The 17252-nt window shown below is 39.9% G+C and carries 14 protein-coding genes; 11 read left to right on the top strand and 3 right to left on the bottom strand.

The annotated features are described in order from the left end of the window. Positions 1-299: 299 nt before the first annotated feature. The 4 genes from BLR53_RS07665 to BLR53_RS20310 all read left to right on the top strand — a co-directional run bounded on the left by BLR53_RS07665 (position 300) and on the right by BLR53_RS20310 (position 4926). The gene (locus BLR53_RS07665) at positions 300-1046 is read left to right on the top strand and encodes a DUF4377 domain-containing protein (protein WP_051760036.1); all 747 of its coding nucleotides are present in this window, start codon (positions 300-302) and stop codon (positions 1044-1046) included. Between the two features lie 68 nt (positions 1047-1114). After that, a complete protein-coding gene (locus tag BLR53_RS07660) occupies positions 1115-3229 on the top strand; it encodes a S9 family peptidase (RefSeq protein WP_074588772.1) in 2115 nt (704 codons plus the stop codon). Between the two features lie 371 nt (positions 3230-3600). Next, positions 3601-4761 carry an alpha-L-fucosidase gene (locus BLR53_RS07655; RefSeq protein ID WP_074588768.1) on the top strand — a complete coding sequence of 387 codons (1161 nt, stop codon included), beginning with the start codon at positions 3601-3603 and terminating at the stop codon, positions 4759-4761. Further along, a complete protein-coding gene (locus BLR53_RS20310; RefSeq protein ID WP_083332043.1) occupies positions 4762-4926 on the top strand; it encodes an alpha-L-fucosidase C-terminal domain-containing protein in 165 nt (54 codons plus the stop codon). 80 nt (positions 4927-5006) lie between these two features. On the opposite strand, the gene BLR53_RS07645 is transcribed toward BLR53_RS20310, so the two are convergent. Next, complete coding sequence (locus BLR53_RS07645; RefSeq protein ID WP_074588765.1) at positions 5007-5888, bottom strand: helix-turn-helix domain-containing protein; 882 nt, start codon at positions 5886-5888, stop codon at positions 5007-5009. A 155-nt stretch (positions 5889-6043) separates the two neighbouring features. Between BLR53_RS07645 and BLR53_RS07640 the strand changes: the two genes are divergently transcribed. The 3 genes from BLR53_RS07640 (at position 6044) to BLR53_RS07630 (ending at position 8782) form a co-directional block, all read left to right on the top strand. Continuing rightward, positions 6044-6439: a RidA family protein gene (locus tag BLR53_RS07640; protein ID WP_037442432.1), complete on the top strand. Its 396-nt coding sequence runs from the start codon at positions 6044-6046 to the stop codon at positions 6437-6439. 78 nt (positions 6440-6517) lie between these two features. Then, complete coding sequence (locus tag BLR53_RS07635; protein ID WP_083332035.1) at positions 6518-7360, top strand: endo alpha-1,4 polygalactosaminidase; 843 nt, start codon at positions 6518-6520, stop codon at positions 7358-7360. Between the two features lie 465 nt (positions 7361-7825). After that, positions 7826-8782 carry a gliding motility protein GldB-related protein gene (locus tag BLR53_RS07630; protein ID WP_176763530.1) on the top strand — a complete coding sequence of 319 codons (957 nt, stop codon included), beginning with the start codon at positions 7826-7828 and terminating at the stop codon, positions 8780-8782. Positions 8783-9306: 524 nt separating this feature from the next. Here the strand turns inward: BLR53_RS07630 and BLR53_RS07625 are convergent. Further along, the gene (locus tag BLR53_RS07625) at positions 9307-9801 is read right to left on the bottom strand and encodes a hypothetical protein (protein ID WP_074588760.1); all 495 of its coding nucleotides are present in this window, start codon (positions 9799-9801) and stop codon (positions 9307-9309) included. Next, the gene (locus tag BLR53_RS07620) at positions 9801-10502 is read right to left on the bottom strand and encodes a DUF3800 domain-containing protein (protein WP_037442357.1); all 702 of its coding nucleotides are present in this window, start codon (positions 10500-10502) and stop codon (positions 9801-9803) included. The genes BLR53_RS07625 and BLR53_RS07620 overlap by 1 nt, the downstream gene beginning before the upstream one ends. 581 nt (positions 10503-11083) lie before the next feature. On the opposite strand from BLR53_RS07620, the gene BLR53_RS07610 reads away from it, so the two are divergent. From BLR53_RS07610 to BLR53_RS07595, 4 genes are read left to right on the top strand one after another with little or no spacing between them, the layout of a single operon-like run. Further along, positions 11084-11692, top strand: coding sequence for a TetR/AcrR family transcriptional regulator (locus tag BLR53_RS07610; RefSeq protein ID WP_074588755.1), 609 nt, complete (start codon positions 11084-11086; stop codon positions 11690-11692). Positions 11693-11737: 45 nt separating this feature from the next. After that, a complete protein-coding gene (locus BLR53_RS07605; protein ID WP_074588753.1) occupies positions 11738-13111 on the top strand; it encodes a TolC family protein in 1374 nt (457 codons plus the stop codon). Between the two features lie 5 nt (positions 13112-13116). Continuing rightward, a complete protein-coding gene (locus BLR53_RS07600) occupies positions 13117-14163 on the top strand; it encodes an efflux RND transporter periplasmic adaptor subunit (protein ID WP_074588751.1) in 1047 nt (348 codons plus the stop codon). Positions 14164-14173: 10 nt separating this feature from the next. Then, entirely contained in the window at positions 14174-17227 is a 3054-nt protein-coding gene (locus tag BLR53_RS07595; RefSeq protein ID WP_074588749.1) for an efflux RND transporter permease subunit, read from the top strand. The last annotated feature ends 25 nt before the right edge of the window (positions 17228-17252 follow it).

Genomic DNA, 17252 nt, shown 5'->3' with positions numbered 1-17252 from the left:
GGTCGGGTGTTGTTCGTAGTTACCCCAATTTTTACACAGCGTTGGCCTATCTAAAACCCATCCTTAACCCAACTACACTCGATTTTTCTTGTAAACACAATCCGCGAAGGACTCTCCGGGTCAAATCCGGACAAAGCATAACAAGAGCTACACCCGGACTCTAACTCTATAAAATTTTTATGGAAATCTGAATTTCCTTACATCCCTTTAATATAAAGCGGAGATTGAAAGCATAATTACCTGAAAATAGACAGGTATAAAACGGCATGATCTTCGCGCAAAAAATAAAAAAGAACAAAATGGAAACGATCTACAATTCAAAAATCAAGAAAGTGATGCCAGGAGCAATTTTAGCCCTGTTTTTACTCTGTGGAAGTTTTATCAGCGCTAAAGCAGACGTCATCAGATTGCAGGTTAAAGAAGAAACAGCTAATTGCACAGGTGTTGCTCCACAAACCTGCATGTTGGTTAAGTATAAAAGCAGCAAAGACTGGGAGCTTTTTTATAGCGGTATAAAAGGTTTTAAATACACACCGGGTTACCGTTACACCCTTTCGGTTCAGCGTACCAAAAGGAAAAATGTGCCAGCAGATGCTTCTGCCTATACCTACAGACTGATTAAAGTTATTAAGAAGCAGAAAATTGCCGTTAAAACGGACGATCCGACCAGTCAAGAATATGCCTGGGCGTTTATTGCAAAACACCGCTGGAACCTGATCCAGCTGAATAACAAAACTCAGGAAAACTCACCTGCCTTCTTAGTTTTTGACATTACCACAGGCAAAGTAAATGGAAATTCAGGGTGTAATTCTATTTTCGGTTCTTTCGAACATACTGCGAATACAATCAGTTTCAAACAACTCGCAAGTACGATGATGGCCTGCCTGGATGATAAATCCAACCAGTTGGAGCGCGAGTTCAGCCAGGCCATTACGGGTAAGACCTTTACTTTCGATATCGCAGAGCAAACCTTAAATCTTTATCAGGATGGAAAAATCGTACTGATGTTTGGCATGGCTCCATTAGATCTGTCACAAAAAAGGTAATTGTACGCCTACAAATTAAATAATCCGGATTGCTTTCTTATTTTCGTGAACTATAAAAAACTGAACGAATGAAGAAATCTTTATTGCTACTCTGCACTTCCGGATTATTCCTAAACCTACAGGCGCAGCAGCAAAAACTAACCTTTGAGCAGACACAAGGTAAAATTCCTTCTCTGACCAATCCCATCAATACAATCTCCGGCTGGAGTGATGAACAGCATTATATAGAAACAGATCCTAAAACCCGTCAGCAATACACGGTTGACGTCAAAACAGGAACAAGACTTCCTTACACACCCCCTCCCAAAAGCGATGTAAGCGTAATGATCAAAGACAATGATGTCTATATTCAATACGGCAAACAAGAGCCTAAAAAATTAACCACAGATACTGCTGCTGAAAAGAACCCTACACTTTCTCCTGATGGAAAATATGTAGCCTTTACACGGAATGGCGATCTTTACGCGGTCGATGTGACCAGCGGAAAAGAAATCCGTTACACCACCGATGCGACCGATGTAATTTATAACGGTTATTCTTCCTGGGTATATTTCGAGGAGATCTTAGGCCGTCCAACGCAATATAAAGCCTTCTGGTGGTCTCCGGACAGTAAAACAATAGCTTTTATGCGTTTCGATGATACCAAGGTTCCTATGTTCCCTATTAACGGGTCGACAGGACAGCATGGCTATGTCGAAAAGACACGTTATCCTAAAGCTGGAGATCCGAATCCTGAAGTACGTATCGGTTTTGTACCTGCTTCCGGCGGTGCTGTAACCTGGGCAGACTTCAATGCTAAGGACGACCAGTATTTTGGCACACCTTACTGGAGTTTTGATAGTAGTAACCTAATGGTTCAATGGATGAACCGCGGACAGGATAACCTTAAATTCTACGCAGTTAAACCAAATAATGGGGCAAAAACTGAGATCTATGATGAGAAGCAACCGTCATGGGTAGATCTGGATTACGATGAACGCATTACTTATCTGGGTGACAATAAACATTATATCCTGAAAAGTGACCGTACGGGCTGGGCACATTATTACCTGTATACATTGGCAGGCAAGCTGATTAATCCAATTACGAGCGGCAAATGGCAGGTAACTAAACTACTGAAAGCGGATGAGAAAAATAAAATCATCTACTTCATGGCAAGAAAAGAAGCCTCTACCACAACCGACCTGTACCGGGTTAATTACGATGGAAAAGGACTAAAACGACTGACCTTCGGAAATTATACGCATCAGGTTGCTTTATCTCCATCTGGCAAACAATTTATCACGACATATTCCAATGTTTCCACTCCACCAAAACAGGCATTGCTGGATAACAACGGTAAACTGATCCGTGAAATTGCAGACAGCAAATCTCCGGACTTCGGAAAATTCGCCGTCGGCAAAACAGAAATGATTTCTATTCCTACTGATGACGGATACCTGTTACCAGCAGTAATTACTTACCCGGTTAATTTTGATGAGTCTAAACAATACCCCGTAATTTTCAGCATTTATGGAGGCCCTAATGCAGGAACAGTAACCAATACCTGGAAAGGCACAGCCGGACAGTGGTGGGCAAATGAAGGTATTATCCAGATCGCTGTAGATCACCGTGCTTCAGGACAATTTGGCAAAGAAGGCGTTGCGCTTATGCACCGTAACCTAAGTAAATGGGAAATGAAAGATTACATTACCGCAGCGCAATGGCTGAAGGCCAAGCCATGGGTTAACCCAACTAAATTACTCATTACCGGTCATAGTTACGGTGGTTATATCACAACAATGGCTTTAACCAAAGGCGCCGATTATTTTGATTATGGTTATGCAGGAGCGCCTGTTACCAGCTGGGAATTGTATGACACCAGTTACGCAGAGCGTTTCATGGACACGCCGCAGGAAAACCCTGAGGGTTATAAGAATGCATCTGTACTAACTTACGTAGACCAGTACAAAGGTCTGTTACGCATTATGCATGGTGACATGGATGACAATGTCCACATGCAGAACACGATACAACTGATAGACAAATTACAGGATGCTAACAAACATTTTGAACTGATGATCTATCCGGGTGGCAGACACGGCTGGGCGAACACAAAAGGAAAGCATGATTTTTCTGAAAGAGCACGTTTCTACTACCTCAATTTGCTGGACAAACCTGTTCCTGCAGATTTGCTGAAATAAAGAATAAACTCTTTAGCTTGTTGAGAAGCTAGAAAACGGCGGTTCCAGATTTGGGGCCGCCGTTTTTGTTTAACCCTCCTTCGGGTTTCAGTTTCATAGACCACGTTAATTTACACAGTAACCCCACAAGAGCCCATACGGTTGTGGGGTCTTGTGGGGTTACTGTGGGTTCTGGTGGGTAATTTGCGACCGACAGTAAGAGAAGACTCTAACAACACCCGAACGAAACAAGGGAATGGACAGGATTAACAAAATTCAAAACATATTCCCAGATAAAGCATTCATTAACACCATATTGCTTAATGAAAGGACATTATTACTGAATCTATCACGTCCTTTATTCTTTTCTTTGTTATAACCAAATATCAATTATGAAAAAGATCTGTTTATTTATTGCCGGGCTCCTCCTGTCCTGTTCCGTTTTTGCCCAAAAAAATTATCTGGAAGAATCTACGTCTGCTAAAAAGCAACGCCTGCAATGGTGGCAGGATGCTAGATTTGGTATGTTTATCCACTGGGGTCTATATGCTGTTCCTGCGGGAGAATACAACGGGAAGGATGGTGGTGCCGAATGGATAATGGATACACATAAAATTCCAACATCAGAATACGAAAAATATGCCGCACAATTTAATCCTCAGAAATTCAATGCCAAAGAGTGGGTAAGCATTGCCAAAGGTGCCGGAGCAAAATACGTCGTATTTACTTCTAAGCATCATGATGGTTTCAGTATGTGGGACAGCAAAATAACCAACTACGACATCATGGATGCGACACCTTTTAAAAGGGATGTGATTAAAGAACTGGCAGATGCCTGTAAAGCTGCAGGGATCGAGTTCGGTCTTTATCATTCTATTATGGACTGGCACCAGCCCGATGCCAACCCTAAACAAAAAACTGAGCAGAAGCCCGATTTTAGTAAATACAGAGAAGAATATCTGAAACCACAGTTAGCAGAATTAATTAAAAAATATGATCCGGCTATCTTATGGTTTGACGGGGAGTGGACTCCTGAATGGACCGAAGAACAAGGTAAAGATCTTTATAATTATTTACGAACCCTCAAGCCGTCCCTGATCATCAATAATCGTATCGGCAAAGCTCGTAACAGTATGGCGGGAATGAATAAATATGAAAATGCTGCCGGAGATTTTGGTACGCCGGAACAAGAAATCCTGAAGTCAAATTCCAAGGATTATTGGGAAAGCTGCATGACAATTAACAATAACTGGGGATTTGTAAAGAATGATCATAATTGGAAATCGGCCGAAAAGCTGATCGACAATTTAATCGATGTGGCAGCAAAAGGTGGTAACTACCTGCTGAATGTTGGCCCGGACGCACAGGGAGAGATCCCGGAACCAAGTGTTGAACGTCTGGCAGAAATGGGTAAATGGCTTGATATTAATAAGCAAGCGATCTATGGAACTAAAAGTCTAACTAATTACAAAGAAGGTGATAACATCCGATTTACGCAAAGTACCGATGGCAAAATAACATATGCTATTTTTGATAAGCATAGCGGTGATTAAATTAAGATCTCTTCCATCCATCCAAAAGCAGGCTCAAAAATATATCTGCTTGGTATAGATAAACCGTTAACCTGGACAAAAAGCAATGGTGGCTTTACCGTTAAACTACCCGCGGAACTACCCGGCAAATACGCCTGGGTACTTAAAATTCAGCCGGCTGCCTGAATTTTTAATTGAAGGTATTGAGTTAACATTAGCGGCATTTTACACCAAAATCAAGCATGGAAATAAAAATCGTAATTCCACTAATTTGACTGACTTTTCGTTAAGCTGGGATTATAGCCAAAATGACTTTTATATAAACGGGAAAAATGCGAAACATTTTCATAACCTACCTCATAACAAACATCTGCAATGGTTAATTGAGTGGAAGAAATTAATTCTTTAGCTTTTTGTAAGCGTTTTTCCTGAATCCATTTCGCGGGGGTGGTTTGAAATAATGCCTCAAATTCACGGCGAAAGCCTGACAAACTTCGTCCTGAAATGTATGCCAATTCTTCAAGTGTATAAGGCTTAAGGTAATTTATTTGTACAACATTCATTAAATCTCTGGTATCATTGCGATTAAGATTCATCAATTGTTGCAGGAAAACCGGATTTTCTTCGGATAAGTCATAAAGTAATTCCAATATTTTCAATTTATACAAACCTGTTTTTATTTTTTCAGTATCATCAAAATAGGGCTTTAACGATGCTAGAAAGGTTTGCAACCGTATTCCATAAGGATGAATCAAAATTTCATTATTTGGTGTGTTATGTTTAGAATAATCATCCATTTCAACTAACTTAATAAAATCAAGAATAATATCTTTTTTCAGAGAAAAGGAAACACTTTCATACATATAATCATCTTCTTTTTCGCCTCTTTTTACAATCTCAACATAAGTCGCTTTTTTCATTAATAACATTTCTCCCTTTTTTAAAGATAACAACTGATTACCGATTTGTAATTCATTTGTTCCTTCCACAGCGAATAATAAAAAATGCTCTTTGAGCATATTCGTTTTATGAAATGGAGTTTTATGTTGTTGCCTACAAATTTCTGTCGTTCCAATTTTGTCAGATGTTAGTACGATATGTGTTCCCGCATACAAGTCCTTATTCTCAACTTTTTTCTCAATATTCATATTGCTCTGATTTTCGGAAAATTACATAATCCTTTACCGTATAATTCTAATTAACGTTAAAAATATATTGAAAGAAATAGTCATTAAATATGGAAGTTTTAGCAATCGTGTTGTGCTTTCTAATATGGAAATTTGAACTATTTAAAATTCGAAATATGATACAGTTTAAAAATTCAGAAAAAGTATTCAAGATCAATGGGTTGTCACAGGTCGTAGAAATTCCATTAGGAAATCAGAAAATGTTAGTGCTATCCGGACAAATTCCTCTCAATCAAAAGGGAGAATTGGTAGGTAATGACGTACGAACACAAACGGTTCAAATTTTCGAAAATGTAAAAGCTATTTTAGAAAGTTGCGGTGCTAGTTTAAACGACATTATAAAACTCGGGATATTTATAACAGATATTTCGCAAACGGCTGTTTACAGAGAAGTAAGAGACCAATATATTAATCTTGAAACGCCACCAACAAGTACACTTTTGGAAGTGAAAGGGTTGTTTAGAGCTGATATTTTTATTGAAATTGAGGTTACAGCTATTGTAGCAAACTAATTTTTTTAGCCACAAGACTAAGCCAATTACTTTCTATAAGAGTTGATATGTAAGCTTTTAATATAAAGAAAACAATTTATGAAACATGTAATTGTCGTAGCAATGATGATTCTTTTAATCTCAGCATGCAAAAAAGACAGCAGTATTGATGATGATAATATCGTGGATAGTGTTAAAACTCCATCTGACAAAACATCATGGTGGCAACCTAAGGCTGGTATGTCCTTCGATTGGATGCTGGATGACCTTCAACCCGGAGCTTCCTTTACGTCTGAAATTGTGGACGTCGATGCATTTACAACCTCTGCCGCACAAGTAGCCACATTACACGCTCAAGGTAAAAAGGTTATTGCCTATATTTCTGTGGGGACAATAGAAAACGACAGACCTGATGTTAATTTACTTCCCGCGGATGTCATTGGAAAAGTATACCCGGAGTGGCCTAATGAGCGCTGGCTGAACATTAAAAAATTGGATAAGTTAAAACCCTGGCTCAATTCCAGAATCAATATGATTTTAAAAAAAGGATTTGATGCAATAGAACCTGACGATCTTGATAGTTACTCAAATGAAACAGGCTTTAAAATAACCTTGAATGACACGAAACTATATTGCGACTATCTTATAAAACTGGCACATGAGAATGGTTTAGGTATCGGTCAGAAAAATGTGCAAGAATTATCGGTGGAGTACAGTACTAAATTCGATTGGGTATTAACTGAAGATGCTTTTGATCAAGGCTGGCTGAAGGATGTTAAATCTTATATAGATCTTAACAAACCCGTATTTGTAGTAGAATACACCGATAAAATATCTGAAAAAACATTTGCAGATGAGGTATGTCCAGCTTCTCAAATTTTAAAATATACGGCTGTACTTAAGCACAGGAACCTTGATAAATGGGTTTTCAAATGTAAATAAACACATTCATCTTTAAGAAACTCATTAGTTTATAAATTGTAATGTATATAGCGACTGTAAACCTTGTATAGTTTTGCAATTGCAATATAAAATGGCTTATCCTGAAATGGCTATACATTTTACTGAATTAATTTTAGATAGACTATACACGCAAATTTGTTATTCCTGTATCAATTATACAAGTTGCTTTTCATTTGGTTTGCACCATTTAGGTTTCCATCTTTTTTTCAATGGCCCGTGTTTCAGGTGTGCCTGTTCTAGAGTTAGACAATCACAACTACTCCCATTGCTGCTTCAATTGGATAATGGTAATATCGCTTACCCAAACTTGCTCAGCTCTATAACAGATAGATTTTAGATGTAAAACTTAGGTAAAAACATGTTCCAGGTCCATTTGTGAATTAATTTTTTAAGTGCGTTTTTGCTTTTGGCGCAACTAATCCAAAACTATATTGTCCTATGACTATGAAGAATTTTATTTTCCTAGTATTATCTGTTTTTTCATCAGTCGTATGTCTTGGCCAACAAAACCATTCCAAAAACACCGTTCCACTAAAGGCGAAATTTATTACCAGCGATATACCTCAGTTCTGGGCAGCTTTTGATTCTGCCGGGCGGGCGCCGCTTAGGAGCCGGGAGATTTATGATGAACTTTATTTTAACAAAGGCTCCTACGGCTTGGGAATATTTAAGACTGCGGCCATAGGGACTACCGAAGCATTCGCTTCCAAGATCGAAAAATACGATAAGTATTATCGATCTATCAGAAGGAACACCCTTCAGGTACAAGGTGCCATACCTGCAATGAGGAAATCGTTTCAGCGGCTGAAAGAGCTTTATCCTGCGTCCGTATTTCCTGACGTTTATATCGTAATGGGGTCAATGGGGTCAGGTGGGCGTTCTATGGCCGAGGGACTTTTTATCGGCGCTGATGTAAACTGTGCGGATGAAAGTTCAGACTTCACCAACATAAGCCCAGCATTCTCCAAAATCTTAAAATCCTTGACTTTGGATAAAATGCCAACCCTAGTGACACATGAATTAATCCATTATCAGCAGAACTATACCGATACCAGCAAGAACATCCTTAGTCGTGCTATAGCAGAAGGGAGCGCCGACTTCGTATGTAAACTGATAACCGGTACTACTGCTAACCATCTTTTGCACCAATACGGGAAAATGCATGAAAAAGAATTATGGACGCAATTTAAAAATGAACTTAGCAGTAATGATATTCAGAAATGGTTCTATTATCCTGCAACCGACTCAAGGCCTTCAGACCTGGGTTACTACATTGGGTATAAGATCACGGAAGCCTATTACCTGAGGTCAAAAGACAAGAAAAAGGCAATTGAGGAAATTTTTAATATAAGCAACTTCCGCTCGTTCTTAGAGAAAAGCGCATACGGATCAAAATTGTAATATAAATTTTTGGAAGTTGCACGGTGCAAGTGCGTAAGCTTTGAAACTTAAAAATGTTTTTACTGAAAAAAAACTAAGATATACAGTATGTGAGTTTTTATATATATTTCGTGCTTTGACCAAGCTTAAGTTAAAGCTAAATAATACATACTATCACAACTTATAATCATTGTTAAATAAATCTGCTAGATAAACATTAAATAACAGTCTCAAAAAACGAAGGTATGACCAATATCTAACCTAATTTTTGAAATTACGAGAAAATGATTAAATCACCGTAATAAACTAATGCCATTTATTACGTAGCGAAAACAGTAATCGGTAACCTTTTTGACTATGGATTTTGAAGTGCTCTAACTATAGAAGAAGATGTAGAAGTTGGTGATCTTGTAATACAAGATAATAAGATAGGAGATATTTGTAGCATAGTTATTGTAATTAATAATAATATTATATATTTGTATCGTCATTTCCCTCGGGAAAAGGACCTGGTTGGCCGCATTACCGTAATTGCGGCATTTTTTTTATCCCTGATTTTTATACCAGTCTTCTCTTTTTTCAAAATATTCCCGATTCCGTTTGCTGTCAATATGAAAGCAACTGACTATGATGTAATCTGGGGTAACTCGTTGCATGATCACTAGAAAGTTTTCTTCTTTATACCAATAGTACTCTCTACTGATGCCATCGGATTCAGGATAATCAAAGCAAGTGATTTCTTCCTCCTGATAGTTTTCTAGTATGCATCTAATCCATTGTACCTTGTTCGCGCGATGTCGATCAAATACCCGTTCCCTACCTTTGCCTTTCCTGGTAATTAAATGCACGAATGTTTCAGGGTAGCCCTCATAGCCTTCGATTGTAGATGCACTCATGATTATTCTAACCGTAAGACCCTTAAATACAAAAGGGTTATCTATAAAATCACGAACGTATATTTCATAAATTTCATCTAATTGATCGTAAGTTGGATCCATAGACAATCCAGGAATTAAGTCATCAAGTTCAAATAATTCCATTATTGCCGAAGTGGTGCCTGATGATCTGAAATTTTAAATTTGGTTTCCCACGGGGTTGTTCCTTCGTCAAGACAAAAGCCCGATTTCGCTTCTAAATATTGTACGAATTCAAGCTTTGCGGGATTTGCAGGCAAATTATCTTTAATATTGGTTCTAGATTTATAAGCAATTGCGCCTATGAAAAGATCTGTGAGCTGAAAAAACTCATTTTCGTGCGATCTTAAATGTTGGAATCTCCTGAATGGCGAAACGCCTGCGCATTTTTCATTTAAATATTCTTTTATCTTACTTAACTTTTCTTTACCCTTTGTATCCTTATAATCGATAAATATGCGGTAATCACCATTCGTGGGCATTGGCTGTAATAGATGAAAAATAATCCTGTAGTAATAATTGTCATGTTTCCCCATATTAAAGTCTGAATGGTCAAGACGCTCTTTGTACTTCACTAGAATACAACTAAATTCAAGAGGTGTTTCGAAAAAATAATCCACCAGCTCTTTATAGAGATCCAAGTTTTTTGCAGAAAATTTGCTCCACTTAAGCTCCTTAAACTTTCCATGCTTCTCCTTAATGCTCCTAATGCCTAGTCGCAGATCCTTAGACACTAAGTGTGGCACTTTAACGTACCCTAAAGTCATGATCGAAATTCCATCATGTTCTAAATGGCAGCTTTCATCTAAAAATAAATCGTAGGTCATAATTAATAAGCAGATCTCGGCAAAGATAGCATCATTCGTTTATTTAAACTTATCACTATGTCATTTATCGATATTTAGATCTTCATTACATCTGAACTAATGAAATATGATTATGTTAAATTCTATTTTTTCATGCAGCTTTTGCAAAAATCACCAATCCTTAAAGAAACCAAAATTTAAAAATTTGCAAAAAAGACGAACGAAATCTGCCATTGCCATAAGATTAGATCAGGAGTACTTCGGTACTAACTATGTCTTTGTATTTAAGGAATGTTAAAGGCAAGCCTAGTATCCTACAGAAAGAAGCATTGTACGCAACCAGTCTTTACCTTCTGAATTTTCAGCAGCGTAACCGAAAGATCATTATATGCGAAACTAAGCTTTCCTTTCGCCTTACGCGCGGGCAGCCTCGCAAATCCTACGAGGGTCATAACATTTTATTAAATAAAGCAAATCCCTTACAGGATAAAAAACATTTGGTTATTTGAACACTGTTCAATATATTTGCATCCTCAATTAAAATGAGAAATAAGATGGAAATATTTTTCAAGTCTGATACATCTTATAAATCATAATTATCTATGGGCATTACAGAACGGAAACAAAGAGAGAAGCAGGAGATGCGGCAGCGAATATTAGATGGTGCGAGAAAGGTATTTCTTCAGAATGGCTACGAGCTTGCTAGTATGCGCAACATTGCCAACGAGATCAACTATAGTGCAGGCGTGATTTATTTTCATTTTAAAGATAAGGGCGAAATCTTCCAGGAACTCCATAAGGAAGGCTTTAACTTATTACTTAAACAACTTCGCGTGCTGGATTCAGTGATCGATCCATTTGAGCGACTAAAGGCTTCTGGTAGAGTATTCATCCAGTTTGCACAAGAGAACAAAGATTATTATGACCTGATGTTCCTCGTAGAAGAACCTTTGAAAAATTCAGAGGAAAGTGGTTTACAGATCGCTCAGAGCGCAATTAACCATCTGCATAACCTGATTAAAGAATGTCAGGACAACGGACGGTTTAAAGGTATGGAAACTGATTATTTCTCGTTTATGTTCCTCTCTGCCATACATGGAATCTGTGCCCTTTTTTGTAAGGATCGAACCGTTAGTTTTGCGAATAGGACAAACGAAGAACTGATGGAAAATGGTTATGCCTATCTGGTCAACCTTCTGGAAAAGGGTTAACCCCTTTTTTTACTACTTTATTGAACACTGTTTAAATTTAATACAATGATTAGTCAAATCCGAAATCTATCTACTATTTACCGGCTGACCGCTTTACAGCTCTTGATCCTCCTACTCCCATCGGAGTTGAGTGCCCAAAGCCGCCTAAACGACTACATCTCGCAAGGGCTGGCATCAAATCAGAGCATCAAAGAGCAAGACTTCCTGCTCAAAAAGAACATTTATGCGCTTCAGGAAGCAAAAAGCATGTTTCTGCCCAGCGTGACGTTTTCTACCACCTATACAAAAGCCGACGGTGGAAGAACAATAGACTTCCCCACTGGCGACCTTTTTAATGCGGCCTATGCTACGCTAAACCAACTCACCGGAAGCAACTCATTTCCACAGCTGGAAAACCAGAGTATACTGCTCAATCCAGATAATTTCTATGACGCCAAGTTCCGCACAAGTTTACCCATCCTAAACGCTGAATTGGTGTACAACAAAAGGATCAAATCGCAACAGGTGGATCTGCAGAAAGCAGAAATACTGATGTACAAACGTGAATTAGTTAAGGAAATCAAAACAGCGTACTATAATTATCTGAAGGCTACTAATGCCATCAGCATCTACCAATCCTTTCTGAAACTACTCGAAGAAGGTGAAAGGGTAAATCGTAAACTCTTCGATAACAACAAGATCAATCGTACGGCCGTGATCCGTAGCCAAAACGAGGTGTCAAAAATAAACGCTTCTTTAACCGCTGCTAAGAAAACAGAGGAATCTGCCCGTTATTATTTCAATTTCCTGTTGAACAGGCCACTGACTGATCCTATTCTTACCGATGACCTTCCAGTATCGCCAGCACAGGATAACCTGCCACTGGGTGACGTTAATGGTCGTGAGGAACTAGCTAAGCTTAAGATTGCCCAAGGGATCAATAATAACCTGACCGGCCTTGCCAAATCCTACCTTATACCAAAGATCGGAACATCGCTGGATCTGGGCTCGCAAGCTTTCGACTGGAAGTTTAATGATAAAAGCAGATATTATCTGCTGGGAATTTCATTGGAATGGAACCTCTTCTCCTCCGGAAGAAACAATTATAAGATTAAACAGTCCATTGCCAGCGAACAGGCTTTATTCGCGCAGACCAATCATGTGACCAAGCAATTGCTTACCGAACTAAATGTACGAAGGGCAAACTTGCAAAGTTCTTATGCGCAATACCGGGCGGCACAGTCGCAATTAAAGACAACCCAGACCTACTATAATGACATGACCAAGCTCTATAAAGAGGGTATGGTAATTTACATAGAACTGCTCGACGCACAAAACCAATGGGTTGACGCCCAGCTCCAATCCAATATAGCACTATACGACACCTGGATATCCTTTACCGCCATCGAACGTGCCAACGCCAGTTTCAACATACAATAGACATCATGAACAAGACACAACTCACACTTATTGGGCTTACATCACTGCTGTTCGCCTGCAAAGACAAACCGAAAAACACAAGTCCCTTAGGCCAGCCCGACATCGTATCGGTTAAAGTTGCCCCTGTATCTTCATTTGGCGTAACTAATTCCATTCAGGCCACAGGCTTGGTGGGCACCGAAAATGAAGCTAATTATTCATTTAAAATTGGCGGCGTTATCCGGAGTATACTGGTTGATGAAGGACAGTTTTTTAAAAAGGGGCAATTGCTGGCCACCCTGAACACCACCGAGATCGCTGCTGGGTTGGCTCAGGCAGACCTTGAGGTAGAGAAGGCAACCCGGGATTATGGAAGGGCGACAAACCTTTACAAGGACAGCGTATTTACGCTTGAACAGTTGCAAAATACTAAGACTGCGTTGGATGTTGCCAAAAAAACAAGTGAGGCCGCTGCCTTCAATCAGCGTTATGCCAAAATCTATGCTGCCTCTGATGGTTTCGTAACCAAAAAAGTGGCCAGCGAAGGTGAAGTAATTGGAGGGGGAATGCCGGTAATTATGACAAACTCTACGCAAAAGAGTGACGGCTACCTTTTAAAGGTTGGGGTAACCGATCAGGAGTGGGCCTCAATCAAAGCAGGTCAATCTGCCTTTGTTAGTCTTGATGGCTATCCTGACCAGCAATTCCAGGCAACGGTACTGCGTAAACTCCAGTCTGCTGACGCCGCGATTGGATCCTTTCAGGTAGAATTGAAACTCCAGCTCGGCAACTTAAGGCCAGCAACCGGCATGTTTGGAAAATCAGCAATCCAGACCAATACTTCACAAAATACGACTGTAATTCCTTTCAGTGCCCTGGTAGAGGCAGATGGAGAAACCGGATACATCTTTACGCCTAAAGGTACAGACCGCGTTAGAAAGGTACCCGTAACGATCTTAAAATTTGACAACAAAAATGTTTACCTAAAAGACAAACTGGAAGGAATAGAACGCATAGTTATCTCTAACAGTGCGTATCTCAACGAACAGTCTACCGTAAAAATTATCAAGTAAAAACGCCGACATGAAAATTACAAATTTTGCCGTAAAAAACTACCAGTTTACCCTGATCATATTCGTGCTGGTGGCGGTAGTGGGCTTGCTAACGCTCTTTACCATGCCCCGCTCGGAAGATCCTACTACCCACCCTCCGCAATACCTGGTTACGGTAATTTATCCCGGCACCAGTCCTAAGGATATGGAAGAGCAGGTCGTGAAGCCTATCGAAAACAAGATCTACGGTCTGGAGAACATCGATAAGATCCTGACCACAGTTGAAGATGGCGTTGCCGCCATACAGATCAAATTCAAGTATGGCGTAGATGTAGACAATAAGTACCAGGAGATCTCCACAGAGATCAATGCCCTTAAAAATGGTGAGCTTCCAAAAGACATCTATTTGATTAAGACAGAAAAAATTGCCTCATCAGATGTAAAGATCATCCAGATTGCACTTATCTCCAATACCGCCTCGTCCAAAACATTAAGGGACAACGCGGATAAACTGAAGACCCAGCTGGAAAAAATCACCAATCTGAGGGAGGTGAAATATACAGGGATGCCGGAGCAGGAAATCCGGATTGACATGCAGCTCGATAAGCTTGCACAATTAAAAATACCCCTGAACGTGGTGATTGGCAGTCTTCAAAGTGAAGCAGCTGACATTCCGGGCGGAAGCATCAATATGGAAACAAAGGTCTTTAATGTAAAGACGAGTGGCAAGTTTAAGAATGTGGAAGATGTAGCCAACACGGTGATCTATAATGCAAATGGAAAAATCATATATCTGAAAGATGTGGCCCAGGTAGGCTATAAGGATGGGACAGTAAACCACATCACCAGGATCAATGGACAACGCTGTATATTGGTTACCTCTTCGATGAAGAACAATGTGGATATCAGTCAGGTTAAGAAAGAGTACACTCCGGTACTGGAGCAATTTTCCGAAACATTACCTGAGAACATTAAGCTGGTCAAAAACTTTGACCAGGCAGATATGGTGTCCAAACGATTGGGGCACCTTGGCTTTGATTTTGGACTAGCGATCGTATTGGTCGTGGTTACCCTTTTGCCGCTGGGCTTTAGGCCATCGCTGATCGTAATGATTTCTATCCCACTTTCACTGGCTCTGGGTCTGATTGCAATGAACTTGCTTGGCTTTTCGCTCAACCAACTCAGTATTGTGGGGCTTGTGGTAGCATTGGGTTTATTGGTTGATGACAGTATTGTTGTTGTCGAGAATATTGAGAGATGGCTCAGGGAAGGACATTCCAGAAAAGATGCCATTCTAAAGGGAACCAAGCAGATAGGGGCAGCGGTTGTAGGCTGTACCGCAACGCTGGTGATCGCATTTTTACCACTGGCCTTTCTTCCAGATATGGCCGGAGAATTTATCCGAAGTCTGCCTATGGCCATTATTACCAGTGTACTGGCTTCTATGATCGTAGCACTTACACTAGTGCCTTTTATAGGGAGCAAGATCCTGAAAACCCATACTCACGGAGAAGGAAATTTCTTTCTGAAAAAATTACAGGGTTTTTTGACTTGGTCATATCGGAGCGTTATGCCTCTGGCGCTGAAGTGGCCCAAAGTAACTATCGGGATATCCATCGCATTGAGCGTTCTGGCCTTTTTACTATTCCCATTGGCAGGGTTCAAACTTTTTCCTACTTCTGAAAAACCGATGTTCCTGATCAATATCAAAATGCCCCTGCAGGCAAATATCCCCGAAAGTGACCGGGTTGCAAAGCTGGTGGAAACTGAATTGAAAAAGCACAAGGAAATCATTTATTATACCTCAAACGTAGGAAAGGGAAATCCACAGATCTATTACAATGTGCATCAGCAAGACATTAAACCGGATTTCGCGCAGATTTTTGTGCAATTGGAAGAGGAAACCAGTCCAATTGACAAGACCGAACTGATCAAAAGACTCAGAAGTAAGTTCACCGATTTCCCTTATGCAAAAATAGAAGTAAAGGATTTTGAACAGGGCACTCCGATCGAAGCCAATATCGTGGTCAGAATTTTTGGAGAGAATCAGGATACCCTCAGGTCGCTCTCGTTCCAGGTGGAGGAGCTATTGCGCAAACATCCGGGAACTTTTTTCATCAATAACGAACTCAATGCCTATAAATCTGACGTGAAGATTAAAATAGATAAAGAAAAGGCCCGAACTTTAAGTGTATTGACTAGCGACGTCGACAAGGTGATCAGAATGGCCGTTGCCGGAATTAATGTAGGAGATTATATTGATGACAGAGGTGATTCCAGAAACGTGGTGATCACCATACCGCGTGACAAGTTTTCAAATCTGGATGCATTGAAGAACCTTTATGTCAATAACGTACAAGGTGCTCCAATTCAAATTGATCAGATTGCAACCGTCAGCATGGAAACCTCGCCTACTGCTATCAACCATTTCAACAAATCACGGTTTGCCAAGGTGACCTCCCTCACCAAGGACAATGTGTTGGCAAATGATATACTTAAGGACATTGTACCAGAACTCAACAAATTGAAAATGCCCAAGGGCTACTATTATAAATTGTCAGGCGAGGCTGAATCAGAAGGTGACGCGCTGGGAGGTAATTTCCTTTCTGTAATCATCTTAAGTACATTTCTGTTTATAGCGGTTTTACTCCTGCAGTTCAAGACATTTAAGGGAATCATTATCGTTTTATCAATTATCCCGCTGGGTGTTCTGGGCGGAGTGATATTCTTGTTGATAACCGGAAACCCAATGTCTCTTGTTTCTATTATCGGTTTCATTGGTCTATCAGGCATACAGGTAAAAAATTCATTGCTGTTGGTTGATTTCACCAACCAGTTGCGCGAAGAGGGAAAAAGTATAGACGAGGCCATAAACATTGCCGGGGAGACCAGATTCCTGCCTGTTGTACTTACATCTATCACTGCCATCTGTGGCCTGATTCCGATTGCCATGAATCCCAATCCACAGATCGCACCACTTGCCATCGTACTGATTGGCGGACTGATAAGTTCTACAATTTTATCACGTATTGTGACCCCGGTTATGTATAAGCTCATACCGCCGCAAATGGATGAGAAGATATGATAAGTGATGAGAAGACCTGTCGGGT

Source organism: Pedobacter antarcticus (assembly GCF_900103515.1).
In the GTDB taxonomy this organism is placed as follows: domain Bacteria; phylum Bacteroidota; class Bacteroidia; order Sphingobacteriales; family Sphingobacteriaceae; genus Pedobacter; species Pedobacter antarcticus.
The sequence above is the reverse complement of the archived record's forward strand: the minus strand, read 5'-3'. Positions and strand labels throughout refer to the sequence as shown.

Bases quoted from the DNA above. Each gene is read 5' to 3' on its own strand.
- BLR53_RS07655 (WP_074588768.1), top strand. From the start codon at position 3,601: ATGAAAAAGATCTGTTTATTTATTGCCGGGCTCCTCCTGTCCTGTTCC.
- BLR53_RS07620 (WP_037442357.1), bottom strand. From the start codon at position 10,502: ATGACCTACGATTTATTTTTAGATGAAAGCTGCCATTTAGAACATGAT.
- BLR53_RS07635 (WP_083332035.1), top strand. From the start codon at position 6,518: ATGAAACATGTAATTGTCGTAGCAATGATGATTCTTTTAATCTCAGCA.
- BLR53_RS07595 (WP_074588749.1), top strand. From the start codon at position 14,174: ATGAAAATTACAAATTTTGCCGTAAAAAACTACCAGTTTACCCTGATC.
- BLR53_RS07665 (WP_051760036.1), top strand. From the start codon at position 300: ATGGAAACGATCTACAATTCAAAAATCAAGAAAGTGATGCCAGGAGCA.
- BLR53_RS07660 (WP_074588772.1), top strand. From the start codon at position 1,115: ATGAAGAAATCTTTATTGCTACTCTGCACTTCCGGATTATTCCTAAAC.
- BLR53_RS07605 (WP_074588753.1), top strand. From the start codon at position 11,738: ATGATTAGTCAAATCCGAAATCTATCTACTATTTACCGGCTGACCGCT.
- BLR53_RS07645 (WP_074588765.1), bottom strand. From the start codon at position 5,888: ATGAATATTGAGAAAAAAGTTGAGAATAAGGACTTGTATGCGGGAACA.
- BLR53_RS07610 (WP_074588755.1), top strand. From the start codon at position 11,084: ATGGGCATTACAGAACGGAAACAAAGAGAGAAGCAGGAGATGCGGCAG.
- BLR53_RS07625 (WP_074588760.1), bottom strand. From the start codon at position 9,801: ATGGAATTATTTGAACTTGATGACTTAATTCCTGGATTGTCTATGGAT.
- BLR53_RS07630 (WP_176763530.1), top strand. From the start codon at position 7,826: ATGAAGAATTTTATTTTCCTAGTATTATCTGTTTTTTCATCAGTCGTA.
- BLR53_RS07640 (WP_037442432.1), top strand. From the start codon at position 6,044: ATGATACAGTTTAAAAATTCAGAAAAAGTATTCAAGATCAATGGGTTG.
- BLR53_RS07600 (WP_074588751.1), top strand. From the start codon at position 13,117: ATGAACAAGACACAACTCACACTTATTGGGCTTACATCACTGCTGTTC.